General features: G+C 72.4%; 19 protein-coding genes. 6 read left to right on the plus strand and 13 right to left on the minus strand.

Translation table 11 applies throughout. The features are described 5' to 3' along the window. Positions 1-127: 127 nt before the first annotated feature. From OG948_RS59010 to queC, 12 genes are all read right to left on the minus strand, one after another. Positions 128-955: a 5'-3' exonuclease H3TH domain-containing protein gene (locus OG948_RS59010; RefSeq protein WP_331773289.1), complete on the minus strand. Its 828-nt coding sequence runs from the start codon at positions 953-955 to the stop codon at positions 128-130. Continuing rightward, positions 952-2,334, minus strand: coding sequence for a glycosyltransferase family 4 protein (locus tag OG948_RS59015; RefSeq protein ID WP_331773290.1), 1,383 nt, complete (start codon positions 2,332-2,334; stop codon positions 952-954). Before OG948_RS59015 ends, OG948_RS59010 begins: the two co-directional genes overlap by 4 nt. A gap of 26 nt (positions 2,335-2,360) precedes the next feature. Then, positions 2,361-3,164, minus strand: coding sequence for a reverse transcriptase domain-containing protein (locus OG948_RS59020; protein WP_331773291.1), 804 nt, complete (start codon positions 3,162-3,164; stop codon positions 2,361-2,363). After that, positions 3,161-4,270 carry a glycosyltransferase family 4 protein gene (locus OG948_RS59025; RefSeq protein WP_331773292.1) on the minus strand — a complete coding sequence of 370 codons (1,110 nt, stop codon included), beginning with the start codon at positions 4,268-4,270 and terminating at the stop codon, positions 3,161-3,163. The genes OG948_RS59020 and OG948_RS59025 overlap by 4 nt, the downstream gene beginning before the upstream one ends. Then, positions 4,267-4,818 (minus strand): formylglycine-generating enzyme family protein, encoded by a 552-nt coding sequence (locus OG948_RS59030; protein ID WP_406300856.1) that lies wholly within the window; start codon positions 4,816-4,818, stop codon positions 4,267-4,269. Before OG948_RS59030 ends, OG948_RS59025 begins: the two co-directional genes overlap by 4 nt. A gap of 134 nt (positions 4,819-4,952) precedes the next feature. After that, a complete protein-coding gene (gene folE / locus OG948_RS59035) occupies positions 4,953-5,552 on the minus strand; it encodes a GTP cyclohydrolase I FolE (RefSeq protein ID WP_331773294.1) in 600 nt (199 codons plus the stop codon). Continuing rightward, the gene (locus OG948_RS59040) at positions 5,549-6,271 is read right to left on the minus strand and encodes a WbqC family protein (protein ID WP_331773295.1); all 723 of its coding nucleotides are present in this window, start codon (positions 6,269-6,271) and stop codon (positions 5,549-5,551) included. The genes folE and OG948_RS59040 overlap by 4 nt, the downstream gene beginning before the upstream one ends. Next, on the minus strand, positions 6,268-6,954 hold the full coding sequence (locus OG948_RS59045; protein ID WP_331773296.1) for a PIG-L deacetylase family protein: 687 nt from the start codon (positions 6,952-6,954) through the stop codon (positions 6,268-6,270). The genes OG948_RS59040 and OG948_RS59045 overlap by 4 nt, the downstream gene beginning before the upstream one ends. Before the next feature lie 189 nt (positions 6,955-7,143). After that, positions 7,144-7,596 (minus strand): DUF6884 domain-containing protein, encoded by a 453-nt coding sequence (locus OG948_RS59050; protein ID WP_331773297.1) that lies wholly within the window; start codon positions 7,594-7,596, stop codon positions 7,144-7,146. Continuing rightward, positions 7,586-8,305, minus strand: a complete 720-nt coding sequence (locus OG948_RS59055; protein WP_331773298.1) for a 7-carboxy-7-deazaguanine synthase QueE — start codon at positions 8,303-8,305, stop codon at positions 7,586-7,588. Before OG948_RS59055 ends, OG948_RS59050 begins: the two co-directional genes overlap by 11 nt. Beyond that, a complete protein-coding gene (locus tag OG948_RS59060; protein WP_331773299.1) occupies positions 8,302-9,003 on the minus strand; it encodes a 6-carboxytetrahydropterin synthase in 702 nt (233 codons plus the stop codon). Before OG948_RS59060 ends, OG948_RS59055 begins: the two co-directional genes overlap by 4 nt. Then, positions 9,000-9,710 carry a 7-cyano-7-deazaguanine synthase QueC gene (gene queC / locus OG948_RS59065; protein WP_331773300.1) on the minus strand — a complete coding sequence of 237 codons (711 nt, stop codon included), beginning with the start codon at positions 9,708-9,710 and terminating at the stop codon, positions 9,000-9,002. The genes OG948_RS59060 and queC overlap by 4 nt, the downstream gene beginning before the upstream one ends. Before the next feature lie 337 nt (positions 9,711-10,047). On the opposite strand from queC, the gene OG948_RS59070 reads away from it, so the two are divergent. Continuing rightward, positions 10,048-11,403: a transcriptional regulator gene (locus OG948_RS59070; protein ID WP_331773301.1), complete on the plus strand. Its 1,356-nt coding sequence runs from the start codon at positions 10,048-10,050 to the stop codon at positions 11,401-11,403. 43 nt (positions 11,404-11,446) lie between these two features. Here the strand turns inward: OG948_RS59070 and OG948_RS59075 are convergent, their stop codons facing one another. Continuing rightward, entirely contained in the window at positions 11,447-11,629 is a 183-nt protein-coding gene (locus tag OG948_RS59075) for a hypothetical protein (protein ID WP_331773678.1), read from the minus strand. A gap of 797 nt (positions 11,630-12,426) precedes the next feature. On the opposite strand from OG948_RS59075, the gene OG948_RS59080 reads away from it, so the two are divergent. The 5 genes from OG948_RS59080 (at position 12,427) to OG948_RS59100 (ending at position 16,212) form a co-directional block, all read left to right on the plus strand. After that, positions 12,427-12,774, plus strand: a complete 348-nt coding sequence (locus tag OG948_RS59080; protein ID WP_406300857.1) for an alpha-ketoglutarate-dependent dioxygenase AlkB — start codon at positions 12,427-12,429, stop codon at positions 12,772-12,774. A gap of 852 nt (positions 12,775-13,626) precedes the next feature. Then, positions 13,627-13,896, plus strand: coding sequence for a hypothetical protein (locus tag OG948_RS59085; RefSeq protein ID WP_406300858.1), 270 nt, complete (start codon positions 13,627-13,629; stop codon positions 13,894-13,896). A 116-nt stretch (positions 13,897-14,012) separates the two neighbouring features. After that, positions 14,013-14,561: a hypothetical protein gene (locus tag OG948_RS59090; RefSeq protein WP_331773304.1), complete on the plus strand. Its 549-nt coding sequence runs from the start codon at positions 14,013-14,015 to the stop codon at positions 14,559-14,561. 92 nt (positions 14,562-14,653) lie between these two features. After that, positions 14,654-15,118 (plus strand): sigma factor-like helix-turn-helix DNA-binding protein, encoded by a 465-nt coding sequence (locus OG948_RS59095; RefSeq protein ID WP_331773305.1) that lies wholly within the window; start codon positions 14,654-14,656, stop codon positions 15,116-15,118. A 278-nt stretch (positions 15,119-15,396) separates the two neighbouring features. Beyond that, entirely contained in the window at positions 15,397-16,212 is an 816-nt protein-coding gene (locus tag OG948_RS59100; RefSeq protein ID WP_331773306.1) for an SAM-dependent methyltransferase, read from the plus strand. Positions 16,213-16,343 lie beyond the last annotated feature (131 nt).

Genomic DNA, 16,343 nt, shown 5'->3' on the forward strand with positions numbered 1-16,343 from the left:
GTTGCGGCCGGAGCGGTGACCGGGCCGCCGCCTCGTGGGGTGTGGCGGCTGGCGTGCCGCGCGGGCACGGTCTCGCGGCGGCCGCGTGGGTCCGGCACCCGGTCGAAGTCCGGGGCCGCGGGTGGGGTCACCACAGGTCGAGTTCTTCCAGGAGGACCGCCGCCGCGGGCAGTGGTGGGGTCGCCAGGTCGGTGATCAGGTCGTCCGGGAGGTCGACTTTGGTGCCGAGTCTGATCATTTCGCGCCAGAGCAGGACCTGTTCCCACTTTTGGGTCCAGGCCGGGTGGATCCGCTCGGCGGGGACGTTCTCCAGGCGTCGTCCGTCGGCCAGGAGGCGGGCGGCGGTCTTGGGGCCGACGCCGCACAGCCCGGGGATGTTGTCCGCGGGGTCGCCCGTCAGGGCCCGGTAGTCGGGCCATTGTGCGGCCAGGACGCCGTGGCGGGGGTGGATGTGCTCGGCGGTGGTGTGGCGGAGGTCTTCGCGCAGTGCCGTGTTCAGCAGGCGCACGCCGGGGTCGGCGAGGAGTTGGACGAAGTCCTTGTCGGTGCTCATCACGTCGACGGGTCGGCCGGCTGCGCGGGCTCGGGTGGTCAGGGTGGCGATGACGTCGTCGGCTTCGCAGCCGTCGTGTTCGATCCAGCGGACCCCGGTGTGGTCGAGGCCGTCCTTGACCAGGGCGAGGGACGCGTACAGTCCGGGGTCGGGCGCGGGGCGTTGGGCCTTGTAGTCGCCGTCCCGGGCGGCGCGGGCGGCGGAGCCGTTCTCGGCGTCGAAGACCACGAGGATCTCGAAGCCGTTCGCGTGGTGCGTCTGGGCCTTGCGCAGGAGGGCGGCGAAGCCGAAGACGCCGGTGCGGTCGAGGGTCTTGTCCCGGCTGAGGATGCGGGTGGCGAAGCCGAACCAGGCGCGGTGCAGCAGGTTGTGGCCGTCGACGAGCAGCAGCGGCACGGTCATGGCGCGGTCCCCGGGTTCCGTCGGATGCTGGTGGATGCCTGTGACCGCGGCGTACGGGTACCCGTGTCCGGATGGTCGACAAGTCTAGCCGGCCCGTCGTGACGGGGTCGACGGAAGCCGGACAGCAGCGTGGCGAGGTGTTCGGTGGCGCAGCGTTCGGCGACCACCCGCCGGTGGGCGGCGGTGCGCAGGGCGGCGCGTTGGGTGTCGGTCAGGACGAGGGCGCGGCGCAGTGCGCTGGTGAGCGCGCCGGGGGTGGCGGGATCGTAGAGCAGTCCGTTGTGGCCGTCGGTGATCTGTTCGGGGAAGCCGTCGATGCTGGGTGCCACGACGACGGCGCCGTGGTGTCGGGCCCACAGCGCGGTCTCGAAGACGATGTTGGCCAGCGTCTCGCCGCGGCTGGGCACGGCCATGGCGCGGGTTGCGGGTAGCGCGGCGAGGGCGCGGGGCAGGGCGCGGTCGTAGCGGCCGATCACGGTGGCGTGCAGCCGCAGTTGCGTGCACCGACGCCGGTAGATGTCCAGGAGGGCGGCGCGTTCGTCGTCGCTGGGCACGGCGATCATCGCCAGGTGGACGTCCTCGCGCAGCGGGGCGAGGGCTTCGATGAGGAGGTCGAGGCCTTTGGTGTGGTCGGTGCGGCCGACCGCGGCGACGATCGGCCGCCCGGTGGGGATGTCGAAGGCGCGCAGGACCCGTTCGGCTTCGCCCGGGGTGGGTGGGGTGAGGTCGGGGGAGTTCAGGGGCAGTGCGGAGGGCCATCGCCGCAGCCGGGAGGGGTGGAGGCCGTAGTGGCGGCGCAGGTGGTCGGTGAGGAACGTGCCGATGTCCGCGACCCAGGCACGGGGGTGGTGGTTGGCGGCGGCGATGGCGTGTTCTTCCCAGGCGAGGCGGTCGGGGTCGGGGTGGGGGCGTTCGGTGATGCGGGTCGTGGAGAACAGCGCGAGCAGGACGTCGAGGTTCTCGCGGTCGCCGCCGTGGTGGGCGAGTCCGGCGAAGGGGGTGTCGGCGCCGATGGCCAGGACGTGGTCGTGCCGGTCGGCGAGATCGCGGGCGGCGAGGGCGGCCCGGTCGCACAGGCCTCGCCAGGTGGCGGGGCGCCACATCGGGCGGGTGGTGTCGTGGGGGAGGGGGATGACGGCGCCGCCGAGCGCTTCGACGACGCCTCGGGCGTGGGCGAGGTCGCTCTCGTCGTGTCCCCAGGTGGCGGGGCCGGGTTCGGGGACGGCGAGGTAGGGGGTGAAGGCGCCGGTGTGCGCGGCGAGTCGGGTGTGGTGGTGGGCGAGGGTGGCCAGGAGGGTCTTGGTCTGGCGGCCGACGCCGTTGGTGTTGTTGGCGATGCCGTTCGCGGCGCAGTACAGCAGCGCGTTGCCGTGGGGCACGGATGTCTCCCTTCCGGGGTGTGGGGTCAGCCGGCGGCGTAGAGGTCTTCGGGGTTGGGCCGCCAGATCTTCGACTTCGCCGGCGCGGGCCTCATCCCGTGTGCGGCGAGCAGGTCGCTCAGGTGCCGGTAGGTGGTCTCGGCGTCCGGGCGGGTGGTGCAGAAGATCGTGTAGTTGTCGGCCATGCGCACCACCGCGAGGTCGGCGAGCCGTTGGTCGACGGGGGTCATCCGCAGGTTGGTGAGCATGGGGCACAGGCCGCTTCCCGGGGCCAGGGGTTCGGGGAGGGCGGCCAGGATGCGGCGCAGCAGCGCCAGGAGGGTGCCGTCGTGGACGAAGCGGGCGACGGAGGTGACGGCGTCCTCGAGGCCGACGCCGTGCGCGGCGGCGGCGACGTCGATGTCGACGACCCAGGGGCGGCCCGAGCGCAGGTGTCGGTCGGCGGCGGCGATGGCGAGGTGTCGGCCGGCGCGGCGGTGCCAGCCGAACATCCAGGGCGGGTAGGCGTGGTGTTCCAGGACGGGTTCGACGGCGTTGCGCAGCGCGCGGTGCACGATCCGGTCGCCGACGGTGGGGATGGCGATGCTCCGGCGTTTGCCCCAGGCGTGGAATTCCGCGATCCGCACCGGGGCGGGCGTCCAGGTGCCGTCGGCGAGGGCGGCGGACAGGGCGGCGAGGCGGGTGGGCATGTCGCGGCGGAAGTCGTGCCAGGTCGTGTGGTCGGTGCCGGGGGCGCCGGTGCGGCGCATGCACTGGCGGGCGGCCCGCTTGAGGTTGCGCTCGCTGGTGACCTGCCGCATCAGCGAGTGGGCCGCGGGGGGCGCGGTCATCGCGGGGCGTCGGCGGTGGCGTGCAGGAACGCGGCGGCGACGGCCGCCGGCGTGTGGGCGGCGACGCGGCGCGGACCCTCCCGGGAGGCGGCGTGGTACGCGTCGCGGTCGTCCAGGAGCCCGGTGAGGGTCTGCCACAGGCGCCCGGGCCCGTCGGCCGGGTCGGTCATCCGCCCGGCCGCGCCGGTGAGTTCGGGAAGGTGGCCGAGTCCGTATCCGATCACGGGCGTGCCCACGGACAGGGCCTCCGCGGCGACGTTGCCGAACGTCTCCGGCTCGGTCGAGCACACGACGGTGGTGGCGGCGTCCCGGAGGAAGACCGGGACGTCCTGCCACGGGAGGGCCTCGAGGATCTCGACGTCCGGCAGATTCGCGGCCAGGGCGCGGCACTTTGCGACGACCTCGTTCTGCATCCCGGGCCAGTATTCGAATCCGGCCTGTGCCAGCACGATCTGCAGCGGCCGGCCCACGCCGCCGGCCGGGTATGCCTGAAGGAGTTCGGCGATGCCCTTCTGGGGCTCGGCTCGGGCCACGATCCGCACCGGTCCGCGCTCTCGCAGCGCCTCGCGTTCGTCCGGGGACGGCGGGGCGACGGTGTGCATGAGGGCGTTGGGCAGGGTCGCCCAGGCTTCGGTGTCGATGCCTCGTCGGGCGAACTCCTCGAGCATGAAGGCGCTGACGGTCAGGACCCGGCCGGGTCGGTGGTCCAGGCTCCGGTGCAGGGGTGCGTCGGTGCGCGGGACGTGGACCATCAACGCGGTGCGCGTCCCGGCCGGGGTGGGGGCGAGGTAGCCCAGTCCCCACATGGCGTCGGCCCAGCACACCAGGTCCACCTTGTGGTGGGTCAGGATCGCGCGGACTTCGGCCTCGACGGGCGCGGGGTCGGTGAGCAGGGCGGTCAGGTCCTCCTCCAGCGCGGGTCGGGGCAGCGTCAAGGTGGTCAGGCGCAGCAGGTCGGGTCCATCGCCCGTGCGGGCGGGGCCGGCGGCGATGATCAGGGCGCGGTGGCCGAGTTCGCGCAGCCCTGTGGCCAGGGCGGCGACGCTGCGTTCGATGCCGGCGGGTTCGTCGTGGTTGTGGGTGAGCAGGACGAAGGCGATGTTCACGGTCGGGCTCCGCTCTCGTGGGGGTCGGGTGGGGTGTCGCGGACGGCGCGGATGCCGATGCCGGGCGAACACAGCCCGGGCGGGGCGTCGTTGGCGTGGATACACGCGGCGTACTGGATCAGGGAGTGGTGGGAGCCGCCGTGCAGGAGCGCGGCGCGGTCGCGGCGCCAGGGCGCGGTGGTCCACTCCCACACGTTCCCGGCCGCGTCCCACACCCCTTCCGGGGTACGGCCGGCGGCGTGGGCGCGGACGGGCGTGACGCGGCCCGGGCCGAGCCCGCGCAGGTTGGCGTATCCGCGTTCCGGGGCCCGGTTGCCCCAGGGGAAGCGGCGGGTGCCGCCGCCGGCCATCCACTCCCATTCGGCGGACGTGGGCAGCCGTCCGCCCACTTCGAAGGCGAGTCGGGCGGCGTGGGGCAGGGACAGTCCGGTGATCGGCATCCGACCGCGGGCCAGGGGTGTCGCGGACCACCACAGCGTCGCCACCGGCCGGCCGGGGTGCCACTCGCCGGGCGGAACACGTCCGCCGATCACGCGGATCCACTGCACGGGATCGACGCGGGGCGCTACCGTGGAGGTGTCCCGGGCGGCAGGTACGTTCCCCGGTGGCCGAACTGGTCCGCTTCCCCACACGTGCGGGCTCGCCGCCGGCGAAAGACGACCCTGTCCGGGCGCCCGACCCCTCACGTGTGCGCTCCGGCGAGGGTGAGCAGCCGGTCTCCGAGCGCGCCCTCGCGTTCGAAGGCGCCGGCGAAGCTGTAGCCCAGGACGCTCGCCTGCTGTTCGCGGACACCGCGCATCTGCATGCACAGGTGCCGGCCCTCGGCGACCACTCCCACGTCCGGGGTGCCCAGGGTGGTGACGATGTCGGCGGCGACGCCGTCCACGATGCGTTCCTGCAGTTGGAGTCGGTGGGCGTGGGCGGCCACGATCCGGGAGAACTTCGACAACCCCAACACCTTGCCGCCGTCGGGTCGGACGCCGATCGTCATATCCAGGCGCATGGGCAGCAGGTGGTGCTCGCACAGGCTCCAGGCGGTGATCCCGCGGACCACGACCAGGTGCGCGGATCCGTGGGCGAGGTGCTGGGTGAAGACGGTGTCGGTGCGTCCGGCGTCGTGGCCCAGGAACTCCCGCCACCAGGCGGCGACCCGGCCGGGCGTTCCCTTGAGGCCCTCGCGGTCGGGGTCCTCCCCGAGCGCGTACAGCAGTTCGGTGTACAGGGCGGTGACGCGGTCGAGGTCGAAACCGCGGGTGTGGGTGATCGTGTCCGGGTGCGTCATGATGTGGCCTTCGTTCGGGTCCGTGCGCCGGCACGGAGGACGACGGGGGCGTTCGGGCCCTCGTGGAGCAGGAGATCGAGCGCGCTCAGATGCGGCGTCCAACCGGGCGCGGTGCCGTACGGGTGGGGGGCGTAGGAGGCGAACTCGACGGTGATGCCGTGCTCGGCCGGGAGGTCGTGGTCGAGGTAGGCGTGCGCGCCGTCGCCCAGGACCATCCGGGTGGCGCCCCGCCGCAGGCACACGTCGACCAACATCCGCGTCCGGTGGCCGGCCGGGGCCAGCTCGCTGGAGCGGATCACCGGCAGGCGCAGTGCGAAGCCGTCGAGCAGCAGCCGCAGCAGCGCTTCGTTCAACGGCGCGAGCCGCTTCCACGGCGTGCGGTAGATGTCCTCCAGGGCGGGCCCGTACCGGGGCCAGAACGGGGCGCGAGAGTACGCCTGGGACAGGGTGCGCCAGTGCCGCCGGGCCCACGATCCGTCGGCGATGCGCACGGTGTCGATGCTCTGTCCGAAGTCGCGGCGGATCGGCACGGTCAGCCGTACCGGCCCCGAACCCGCCCCACCGCGCACGTGGTTGCGGTTCTGCCAGCCGTGCCTGGCGAACTGCACGTGGTCCAGCAGCACGAGTTCGTCGGCGTCCAGGAGGCGGGAGAAGTAGCCGGGCCAGGGCAGGTACGCCGGCTGGTGCAAGGCCACCGCCCCGGTCACGGTACGCGTCACCAGATCATGCGGTAGGCGACGAATGCCTCCGCCCGGCCGGTGCCCACTCCCGCGGCGGTCGCGGTGTCGATCGCCCGGATCCGCTCCAGGGACCGGGGATGGTCGCCCTCGCGCAACTCCCGGGCGTAGCAACCCAAGGCCTTGTCCTTGACGGTCGCGGTCCCGGTGATGTCCACCACCACGGTCGAACGCGCGGCCTCCGCACCCCAGGCGTGGTCCTCGGGTCCGCGGAAACCGAGGACCATTCGCGGCCAGGGCCGCAGCGACCCGCTGGGACGCGCGGCCGCGTAGCCGGCCCGGTGGACCAGACGGTGGTCCTGGTGGACGGCGCCGGCCGCCGGGATGAACAGCGCGGCCGGCTCCAGCGCGGCCAGCGACAGCTCGGGCCCGGCCTCGACCAGACGGACCAGGTCCGCGAGGTCGAGCTCGGGGGTGTCGTCGGTGCACGCGACGCTGCGGCCGCCGACGCCCAGGACGTCGCACGCCGCGTCGAACTCCTCGCGCCGCAACCCGGAGTCGGTGGTGGCGCCCCAGCGGGGCTCGGTGCGGCAGGTGACGGCCAGGACGTGCACGTCGACGCCGACGGCGGTCAGGCGGGCGATGGTGCCTCCGGCACCGAGGGTCTCGTCGTCCGGGTGGGGCGAGACGACCAGGACGCGGTCGCCGGGCTTCAGGCCGAACATGGCCTGCCTCCTCTTGATCCGTGGAAGGGGGACGGGTGTGTACGGGTGAGCGGAACCGTCGTCGGGTGCGGGGTGCGGGGTGCGGGGTGCGGGGTGCGGGGTGCGGGGTGCGGGGTGCGGGGCGTGCGTGGGTGTGCGTGTCCCGGGCGGGTGGGGTCGGTGGTGCGGCGGCTGTCGAAACCGGCCGGGTCAGGGCCAGTTCCAGGAGTCGAGGACGGTGTGGATGTCGTCGTGGCGCCGCATCGGGTCGGTGATCAGGAGGGTTGTCGACACCGGGACCGGGCCCAGGACCCGCGCGTAGGAGGAGATCATCAGCAGCAGGGCTTGCGACGTGGGGTGGCGTGCCAGGTGGCGGCGCAGGGCCCGGGGGGCGGTGGTGCCCAGGACGTGTTGCCGCTCGTCGGTCATGGGCTGTTCGTACGTGGTGACGGGCGTGTCGGCGGTGATCAGTCCGTACAGCGCGGACAGCACCAGGACTCGCTCCCGCGGCCCGCCCGGGCGGGCGATCCTGTCCCGGATCAACGGGACGACCCAGCCCTCGTACAGGTCGAGCGCGGGAACCGGACCCGAGGTCACGCGTTTCTCCCGGCAGCACGCCACGATCACCAGCCCGTCGGCCACCCGCGTGGGGTCAGCGGCCACGTTCGTCACCCCACAGCAGGACGTGCAGGCGCGTGCCGAGCCGGTAGCCGCGTTCGCGCACCGGCCCCTCCAGGGCCCGCATCCCCGCGAGGACCTTCTCCGCGGTGGTGCCCTCCGGCATCACGCTGATGTCGATGAGCCCGTACGCCGCCTCCAGCGCCGCGATCTCCGCCACCTCACAAGGCTCGGAGACGACGAACTTGAAACGGGCCCTGCCGGTGGCGACGAACGCCCGCAACACGTCCGGGACGAGCCTGCGCGCCGGTGGCATGCCCGCGCCGAACCTCGAGAGTTTCGGCGACACGTTGAAGTACGGCCGCGCCGCGACCAGTTCGCGTGAGGGCGCGATGGTGCCGTTGGTCTCGATCTCCACCGACCGCCTGGCCGCGCGCAGCCCCCGGACCAGGGCGGTCAGGCCCGCCATCTGGATCAGCGGCTCGCCCCCGGTGACGACCACGAGCTCCTCCGGCCGATCCAAGGCCCAGGCCAACAGGTCCTCGACGCTCTCGCAGTGCGACTCCACGCCCGCGTCGAACCTGGTGGTGTCCCACGTGTAGGGGGTGTCGCAGTCGGAGCAGACGAGGTTGCACAGCCAGAACCGGATGAAGCACGCCGGGATCCCGGTGCCGGGCCCCTCGCCCTGGACCGTGTCACCGAACTTCTCGGCGACCCGCACCGACCGCGATACCGTCGTCGACGGCGCGATCACGAGGTGCTCCCGGTGTACTGGGCCCAACTGGTCTCCGTCTCCGAGACCCGCACACACGGACCGATCCCGCGCGCAGTGCCCACGGCCCGATCGGCCAGCCAGTGCGCGAAGTGCCTCGCGAGATTCTCCGAGGTCGGATTGAGCCCGGGGAACGCCTCGTTGAGGACCCGGCCGTGCACCGCGTAGCGGACGTGGGTGCGCAACAGCACCGGGACCTCCCCCCGGCGGCCCGTGCCCGACCCGGGCACGGTCAGCACGTAGGAGTGGCCGTGCAGACGCCCGCACGGGTGGTCCGGCCGCAGTCCGCGCAGGCGGTGGGACGCCGCGAAGGAGACGAACGCGCCGGCGGGCGGCGCGGACGGCCGCCCGGTGCGCACCCGGATCGACTCCAGCACACCCGCGACGTCGGCGGGCAGGTGCGCGCTCGCCCACCGCGTCAGGTGCGCGGCGATGCCCTCGTCGGAGACGTCCTCGACCACCTCGTCGAGGATCCGGTGATCCAACGCCCGGTCGATGTACCGGCCCAGGGGGCCCAGTTCGCCGAAGTCCGCCACGAAACCCTCGGGGCCCAGCGTGGGGGAGGACAGCACCGCCTCCGCGATGAAGGAGTTGCCGTCCCAGGTGCGGTCGTCGCGCCGGCGGGTGGCCTCGAAGCGGAAACGCTTCCCGATCCGGTAGACGGCCCCTTCGGCGCTCACCGGGCGGCCCCCGTCGCGGAAGGCGCGTACACGGTGGGGTCCGCGACCTTGGCCTGGTCGAACGCCTCGCGCCGTTCGACGCACGTGCCGCACGCCCCGCAGTGCACCCGCGCGCCTTCGTAACACGACCAGGTGAGTGCGAACGGAACGCCCAGCACCGCGCCCTCGCGGACGATGTCGGCCTTCGCCGATTCCAGGAACGGCGGCACGATCCGGAACCCGGGATCGATGTGACCCTCGTTCCCTGCCCTGATCGACGCCTCGAGACGGGCGAGGAACTCCGGCCGGCAGTCCGGGTAGATCGCGTGGTCCCCGCTGTGCGCGCCGAACGCCACCGCGTCCGCCCCGGCGGCGACCGCGGCACCGGCGGCGATCTCCAACATGATCGCGTTCCTGTTCGCGACCACCGTGGCGCGCATCGTTGCGGCCCGGTAGTGCCCGTGCGGCACGGGCACGTCCGGGTCGGTGAGCGCGGACCCGCCCAGGATCCGGCCCAGGCACGTCAGGTCGACGACGTCGTGGGTGACGCCCAGCAGTTCGGCGATCCGCCCGGCGTGGTCCAACTCCCGCGCGTGGCGCTGCCCGTAGGCGAACGAGAGCAGACGCACCCTGCAGCCCTGGGCGAGGAGTCTGTAGGCGGTAACGGCGCTGTCCAGGCCGCCGGAGAAGATGAGCACCACGTGACGCGGCACAGGGGATCGAGACATGGCGTGCCCTTCTGGGTCTCCCGGCAACGGCCGGGGTACGGGGATCGCGTGCGGACCTCGGGCCTGCCCCCAGGCCGGGGATTCGCCGGCCCGGCCCGCCGATGCGGGCCGAGACCGGCCACGAGGACGCGAGCGTGCACGCCTCCAAAGGACGAACGTCGTCCCCGACCGTGAGGGCAGGACGCGAAGCTACCCACGGCTGGCAAGCCGGCGGGAGTAGCCGGACGTTGCCTCCCGCCGCCTCCGGATTGCGCCCCTTGCCTCTTTCCCGAGCACCTGTCCAAGCCGTTGACAACCGGCGACGATGGTTGTCACACGCGGACGGAAAGGGCACGCCGTGCGACACGACACCAAGGCGCATCCACTCAACGCCGTCCTCCACGGCGGAGGCTGGAACGCCAGGACCTACCTGACCGCCGTGGCCGACGCGCAACGCGCCCTGGGCCTGAGCGTCTCCGCGATCCGCCCCGAAAAAGTCAGCCGATGGCTCGCCGGCGCCACACCCGACGCCGACACCCAACTCGCGATGGCACACGTACACGGCATCCCCGCCGCCCGCGTACAAGACCTGGGCTGGCCCCGCTGGTTACGCCTGGCCCTACCCGACAACGACGACGAACTCCTACAGGCCTGGACCACACACGCCGCCGTGAACGCCCTGACCCGACTGGGAGGACCCATGAAACGGCGCACCCTGATCACCTACTCCCCGGCCGCGGTGACCGCCGCCGTCACCCTCTTCTCCACCGCACCCCCCGCCACCACCCGCACCCACGGCCGCCGCATAGGCCAAGCCGCCGCCGACCACATCGACCACCGACTCGCCGCCCTACGCCGCCTCGACGACGAACTCGGCTCCGCCCGCGTCCACGAAATGGCCCGCGCCGACCTCGCCCTGATCACCCACACCCTCGACGACGCCTCCTACACCGAACCCACCGCCAGACGCCTGTTCGCAGCAGCCGGAGAAGCCGCCCGCATCGCCGGCTGGACCGCCTTCGACAACGACAACCCCGCCGTCGCCGAACGCTTCTACGCCGCAGCCCTGCGCGCCGCAGCCGCCGCAAACGACCCCGCCACCGCAGCCACCACCCTCTCCTTCTGGGCCATGCAGCGCTACTCCGAACACGACCCCCAAGGCGGCCTCCACCTCATCGACGAGGCACTGCGCCAAGGAGAACGCACCGGATCCCCCCGCATGCGCGCCATGCTCCACGCCCGCGCCTCCCGCGCACACGCCAAAGCCGGCGACGCCCGCGCATGCGCCCACGCCGAAACCGCCGCACTCACCGCCTACGCACAAGCCCCCCACCCCACCGAGGAACCCCTACCGAGCCTGTACTGGGTCGACCTCGGCGAACTCCACTCCTGGTTCGCCTCCAACGCCACCGACCTCAAACTCCCCCGCCAAGCCCTCCACCACTACCTGACCATCCCCCGAGCCCACCACCAGGAACACCACGACACACCCGCCTACCCCCGCGGCACCGCACTGCGCCTCACCCGCACCGCCGCCACCCACCTCACCCTCGGCGACGTCGACACCGCCGCAACCGTCGCCACCGACGTCCTCACCCACCTCGGCGACGTCGCCTCCACCCGCAGCGACACCACCTTCGCCACCCTGCGCCGCAACCTCGGAAAGCACCACCAAGTCCCCGCCGTCCGCGACTTCCTCACCCTCACCAGGTAACCCCCGACCCGCTGTCGCGGCACGCCGCACCCACACGGCCCGATCACCGCACGGCCGCCTCCGTTGCTCGCGACCCACGGACGAACCACGGGATGTTGTCGAGGCGGACGGTTCCGTCGCCGAGATCGACCGCCCACAGGCTTTCGGTGTTTGCCGGCGGCCAGCCGCCCTCGTCCGCTTCCAGTCGGAAATGGATCTTTACGTGGCCGTCGCTGATGCTGGTCACGGCGCCATCGTCCACGCCGACTGGCACGGATCGGAAGCGTCGAGATCACGAGCGGCGATCCGGTCGAACAAGGGGATTCCGCGGAAAACGGGCCACGACCTGCGTTCTTGTCGGGAATCGGGTTCGAGCGCGAGTGGATCTGGTGACCGCCTCGAATGAGTCGTCCAGCGCCGGCCCAGGACCTTTACGGACCCCGTGGGCGCGGGCCCGGCAACGGCTCCGGTGGGCGCGCCGATCGGGAGAATCGATGGTCGACGTCGGGAACGACACCGCGTGGTAAATCCTTGGCGGATCATGGAGCCGGGTTCATAGGGTCGGTCGTGACGTCCTTTGTGCGGCACGGGAGCATCGGCCGTCCGGACACCCGTCGACTTCGAGCCTCGCCGGCCGCACTGCTGTCCCGGCCGAGGAGCGGTCCGAGGCCAAGCACCGCGGTGACCCGGACGCGGACAGGGACGATCATCGGCGACGACCACGCACCACGGCTCACCGTGGTGGCACTCACCTGGAGAGACGATGGCGCCACCACCCCTCGGAATCCGCCTTCTCGCCGGCGTATCGGCCGATCCCGACGCCGACTTGGCTTTCGTCTCGGCCGAAGTCGTCTGGGACGGGCGCATGCGGGCACGGCGGACGGCCGGCTTCAGTGTGCCGTACGACTACGCGGGCCAGCGCTATGCGGCGACTCCGATGCCCCCTCGGATCGCCGCGATCGCGGCCCGGGCCGGGCCGGGGAGCATGCCGGTCATCCGTTCGACAACTGCCTGGCGAACCTGTACGAGACCGGCGACAACACGATGGGCTTCCATCAGGACTCGTACGAGGACCTCGTCCCCGACAACGCGATAGCGATCGTCTCCCTCGGCGCGACGCGCCGCCTGGTGTTCCGCAGCCTCGATCGCGTACACGAGCAGGAATTGGCTCTGGAACACGGCTCGTTGCTGCTGATGACGGCCGTGACGCAACGCGGTTGGAGCCGTGCCGTCCCGCGTGAGCGGACGGCCGGGCGCCGCGTCAGCCTCACCTTTCGACACTTCGATCGGGCGTCGACGTCCACCCGTCGGGGTTCGTTTCACGCTCCCGAGCCCACTGCGGCATCGGACCGCAACGCAGACGACGCCGGCGTTCGACCTCCCGGGCGGTGACGGCGCGGAGTCGGCCGATTCGATGACCCGACGCGGCGCGGCCCGCCGTCAACCGTCGGGTCGCAGCGGTGTACGCCCCCGGGGCCCAAGGGCCGCCGGGGGCGCTGCCCGGCCGTTCGTCCTGCTCGGGTAGCCGGCCGGGTCGGGGTGCGGCGTCCGCGACCCACGCAGGCAGATGGCGGATCGGGGTGGCCATCGTCGTGCTCTCGCGAACCGAGAGAGGCACCTCACGTGTGCACATCCGGCGGGCGAGCGTTGGGCGTGCGGCCGATTCCTTGCGGCCGACGGGCAACGCCGCCGGGTGGGCGTCCCCGCGAACATGCCCGACGTCATCCCTTGTTCCCGAACGGCTGAGCCCCGCCCGCCGGTTCCCGCCCGACGCGGGCGCCGCGAACGCGGGGGTGTCGGACCCCCGGGCTACGCTGGAGGAGCGATCACGACCGCGCGGAGCGGTCCCGCGCGTCGTCCGCGCCCGGTGATTCCGAAGATGTCCCCTTGCATATGCAATCGCATATTCACCCGTGCGGGTGAAAGCCTGCGCGGATGACCGTTTGAGCCCGTGGAAGCGGTTGAGCGGAATCGACCGACGGCGCCGTCGTCCCGACCATACGACGACCATTCGGCGATCGAATGCGAAAGCGGACCGTCGAATTTCGATTCATCCTATTTTCGCGAAAGTCCACCGTGCGGGCGTTCGAGAAATTAAGACCCGTATGTCCAGGTGCGAGCGTTGGACAGAATGCTGGACGGCCGGCCGTTTACGCCTGATTAAATGACGGGGTTCCACCCAACGCAAAGGCCCCGGGTGCGATACCAGCGCGCCCAGGGCCCACAATCCGAACGGATATTCCAATGCTCGAATCACTGCGTCGACGATTCACGCGCGAACCGTTGCCGCCAATCGAATATATCATTCCACGTCCTCGTGGCGCGGAAACTCGCGGCATCGACATCTGGGACGTGAGGCTGCGCCCGGGCGCGGTCGTGCCCGCCGCGGCAGTGTCCTGGTGGGCCGCCTCACCCGGCGTCGCCGCGCACCCCGTCGCGGTGGGGCTGTCGGTGGCGGCCACGGCGTTCATGGGGCGCTCCACGATCCGCTGGGCGCGGATCCGCCTGCGCTGAGCCCGACGCCCCCCGCCGGTCCGCCGGCACAACCTTGTCCGCCCACCTCGCCGTGCCCACCCGATCCCCGGGGCGGGCACGGCGGGGCGGGGCGCCCCGAGCGAACGGAGATGGACATGGGCGCCGGCTCCCGCGCGACCTCCACGATCTGCCCCACCTGCCGCAAGCACTTCGCCCTGCCGCCCACCGGCCGGGGCCGCCCCCCGGAGTACTGCGGCAAGGCGTGCCGAGCGACGGCCGCCAACGCCCGCAAACGCGAGGGCCGCGCACGCGGGCGCGACACTCCCGACGACACCACACCCGCCGACGTCATCCTCACCCTGGCCGCATCACTGGCCAAGGCCTACCGCCGCGGAGACGCGCCCCGGCAACTGAACCACCTGCACGAGCAGTTGCGCGCCGAGAACGACCGACTGGCACACCAGATCGGCGAGGCACCCCAGCCCGCCTCGCCCGACCCGCACGCCACGGCCCCGGCCACACCACCGTCGCCGTTTCCGCCCGACGACATTCTCGCCGCCGCCGTCGCGGATCCGTTCGACCCGACCGTGCCCGTGAGCGAGCGCAGCCCGGACCACCACCTCGCCGCAGCCCAACGCATCCAGTTCGCCGCCAAACCCGACACCACCGACACGCCGCCGACCGCGCCACCCCCGACGCCCTGAACACCCCCCACGGCCCGTCCCGGGCCGCCCGACCTCCCGCGAGGACGCCACCACCCGACGACGCCCGCCCCCGCACATCACGGAGCAGCCCCATGACCACGTCACGGCCGGCCCCACCCACCGCCTCCGCCGCGTTCACCGCGTTCCGCCTGCGCCACCACGCCCCCTACCTCCGCTACGCCCACACCCGCGTCGCCGACCATCACCGCGCCGACACCGCCGTCGAGCGCGCCTTCGCCGAACTCGCCGCGCGCTGGGAGGAGATCCTGCGCACCGCCAACCCCAACGGGTACGCCTGGAACGTGCTGACCGAAGCCGTCGACGCCGCCGCGACCCGCGCCCCCGACACCCGCCCCGCCCGCGACCTCCTGCATCACGCCCTGCCGCCGGAGCAACTGGACGCCCTCGTCCTGCACTACCGCCTGGGCATGACGCTGACCAGCACCGCGGACCTGATGGGGGTCGACGCCCCCACCGTCGCCCTGCACCTGGTCCTGGCCGAGAAGGCCCTGCCGGCCGCGATGATCCGCGACCTCGAACGCACCCGCCCCGCCTGACGAACCGCCCATCCCGCGCACCCGGGCGACCCACTTCAGACGCGACCACCGCGGCCCCTCTGCGGTCTCCGCCCGACCCGCTGCGGCTCGCGGCGACCGCGCGCCCCCTCTCGAGCGTTCCCGCTCCGCCCGCGCGCCCGTTTCGCCGCCGCCGCCCCGAAATCACCCCCGCGGGAGGCCGGTTCACTCCACGGAGTACCGGCGGTCCTGCCGGCGGGGCCCCTAGCATGGGCAAACGTCACCCTGGCGGGAGGTGGCGCGGACGTCGAGGGGACACCATGCACGAGGACACGGATTTCGATCCGCCGCCCATCGACACCAAAACCCCCAGCGTCGCCCGCATGTACGACTACCTCCTCGGCGGCACCGACAACTACGTCGCCGACCGCGTCGCCTGCGAGGAACTGCTGCGAATCGTCCCCGACACCCGCGCCCTCGCCCTGAACAACCGGGCGTTCCTGCGCCGGGTGGTGCGCGTGCTCGCCGACCGGTACGGGATCCGGCAGTTCGTCGACCACGGTTCCGGGCTGCCGACGCGCGACAACGTGCACCAGGTCGCCCAGGCCGTCGACCCCTCCTGCCGCGTCGTGTATGTCGACAACGACCCCACCGTCCTGGCCCACGGCCGTACCCTCCTGGACGAGGACGACGAGTCGACGCTGTTCCTGCAGGCCGATATGCGCCGCACCGACGACATTCTCGACCGGCCGATCGTCCGCTCGATGATCGACTTCGACCGGCCGGTCGCCGCCTTGTTCGTGTCCGTCCTGCACTGCATCCCCGAGGAGGACGATCCCAAGGCGCTGGTGCGTCGGGTCGCCGCGAAACTGTGCCCGGGCAGCTTCCTGGTGGTGTGCCAACTCGTCAGCGACGATGCGGGCGTCCGCGAGGGCGTCACACGGTTCATGGCCGAGGCCACCGACGGCAACTGGGGTGAGGTACGCCCCCGCGAGGCAGTCCACGACTTCCTCGAGGGCCTGGAGATCATGCCGCCCGGGCTGATGGAGGTCACCGACTGGTACCCGGACACCGAACCCCGCGTCCTGCAGAGCGACGACTTCATCGAATACGGCGGCCTCGCCCGCGTCCGGTGACCGAACCCGCGACGCCGAACCCTCGTCGGCCCGCGGGCCGCACCGCACGTCCGTCTCGCGCATCGATCGCGGCTGCACACCGGACCGTCTCCTGAAGGGCGAGACGATCGCGGGGGAGGTGCGTGCGGTGG

It is taken from the genome of Embleya sp. NBC_00888 (assembly GCF_045207655.1).
Taxonomy (GTDB): domain Bacteria; phylum Actinomycetota; class Actinomycetes; order Streptomycetales; family Streptomycetaceae; genus Embleya.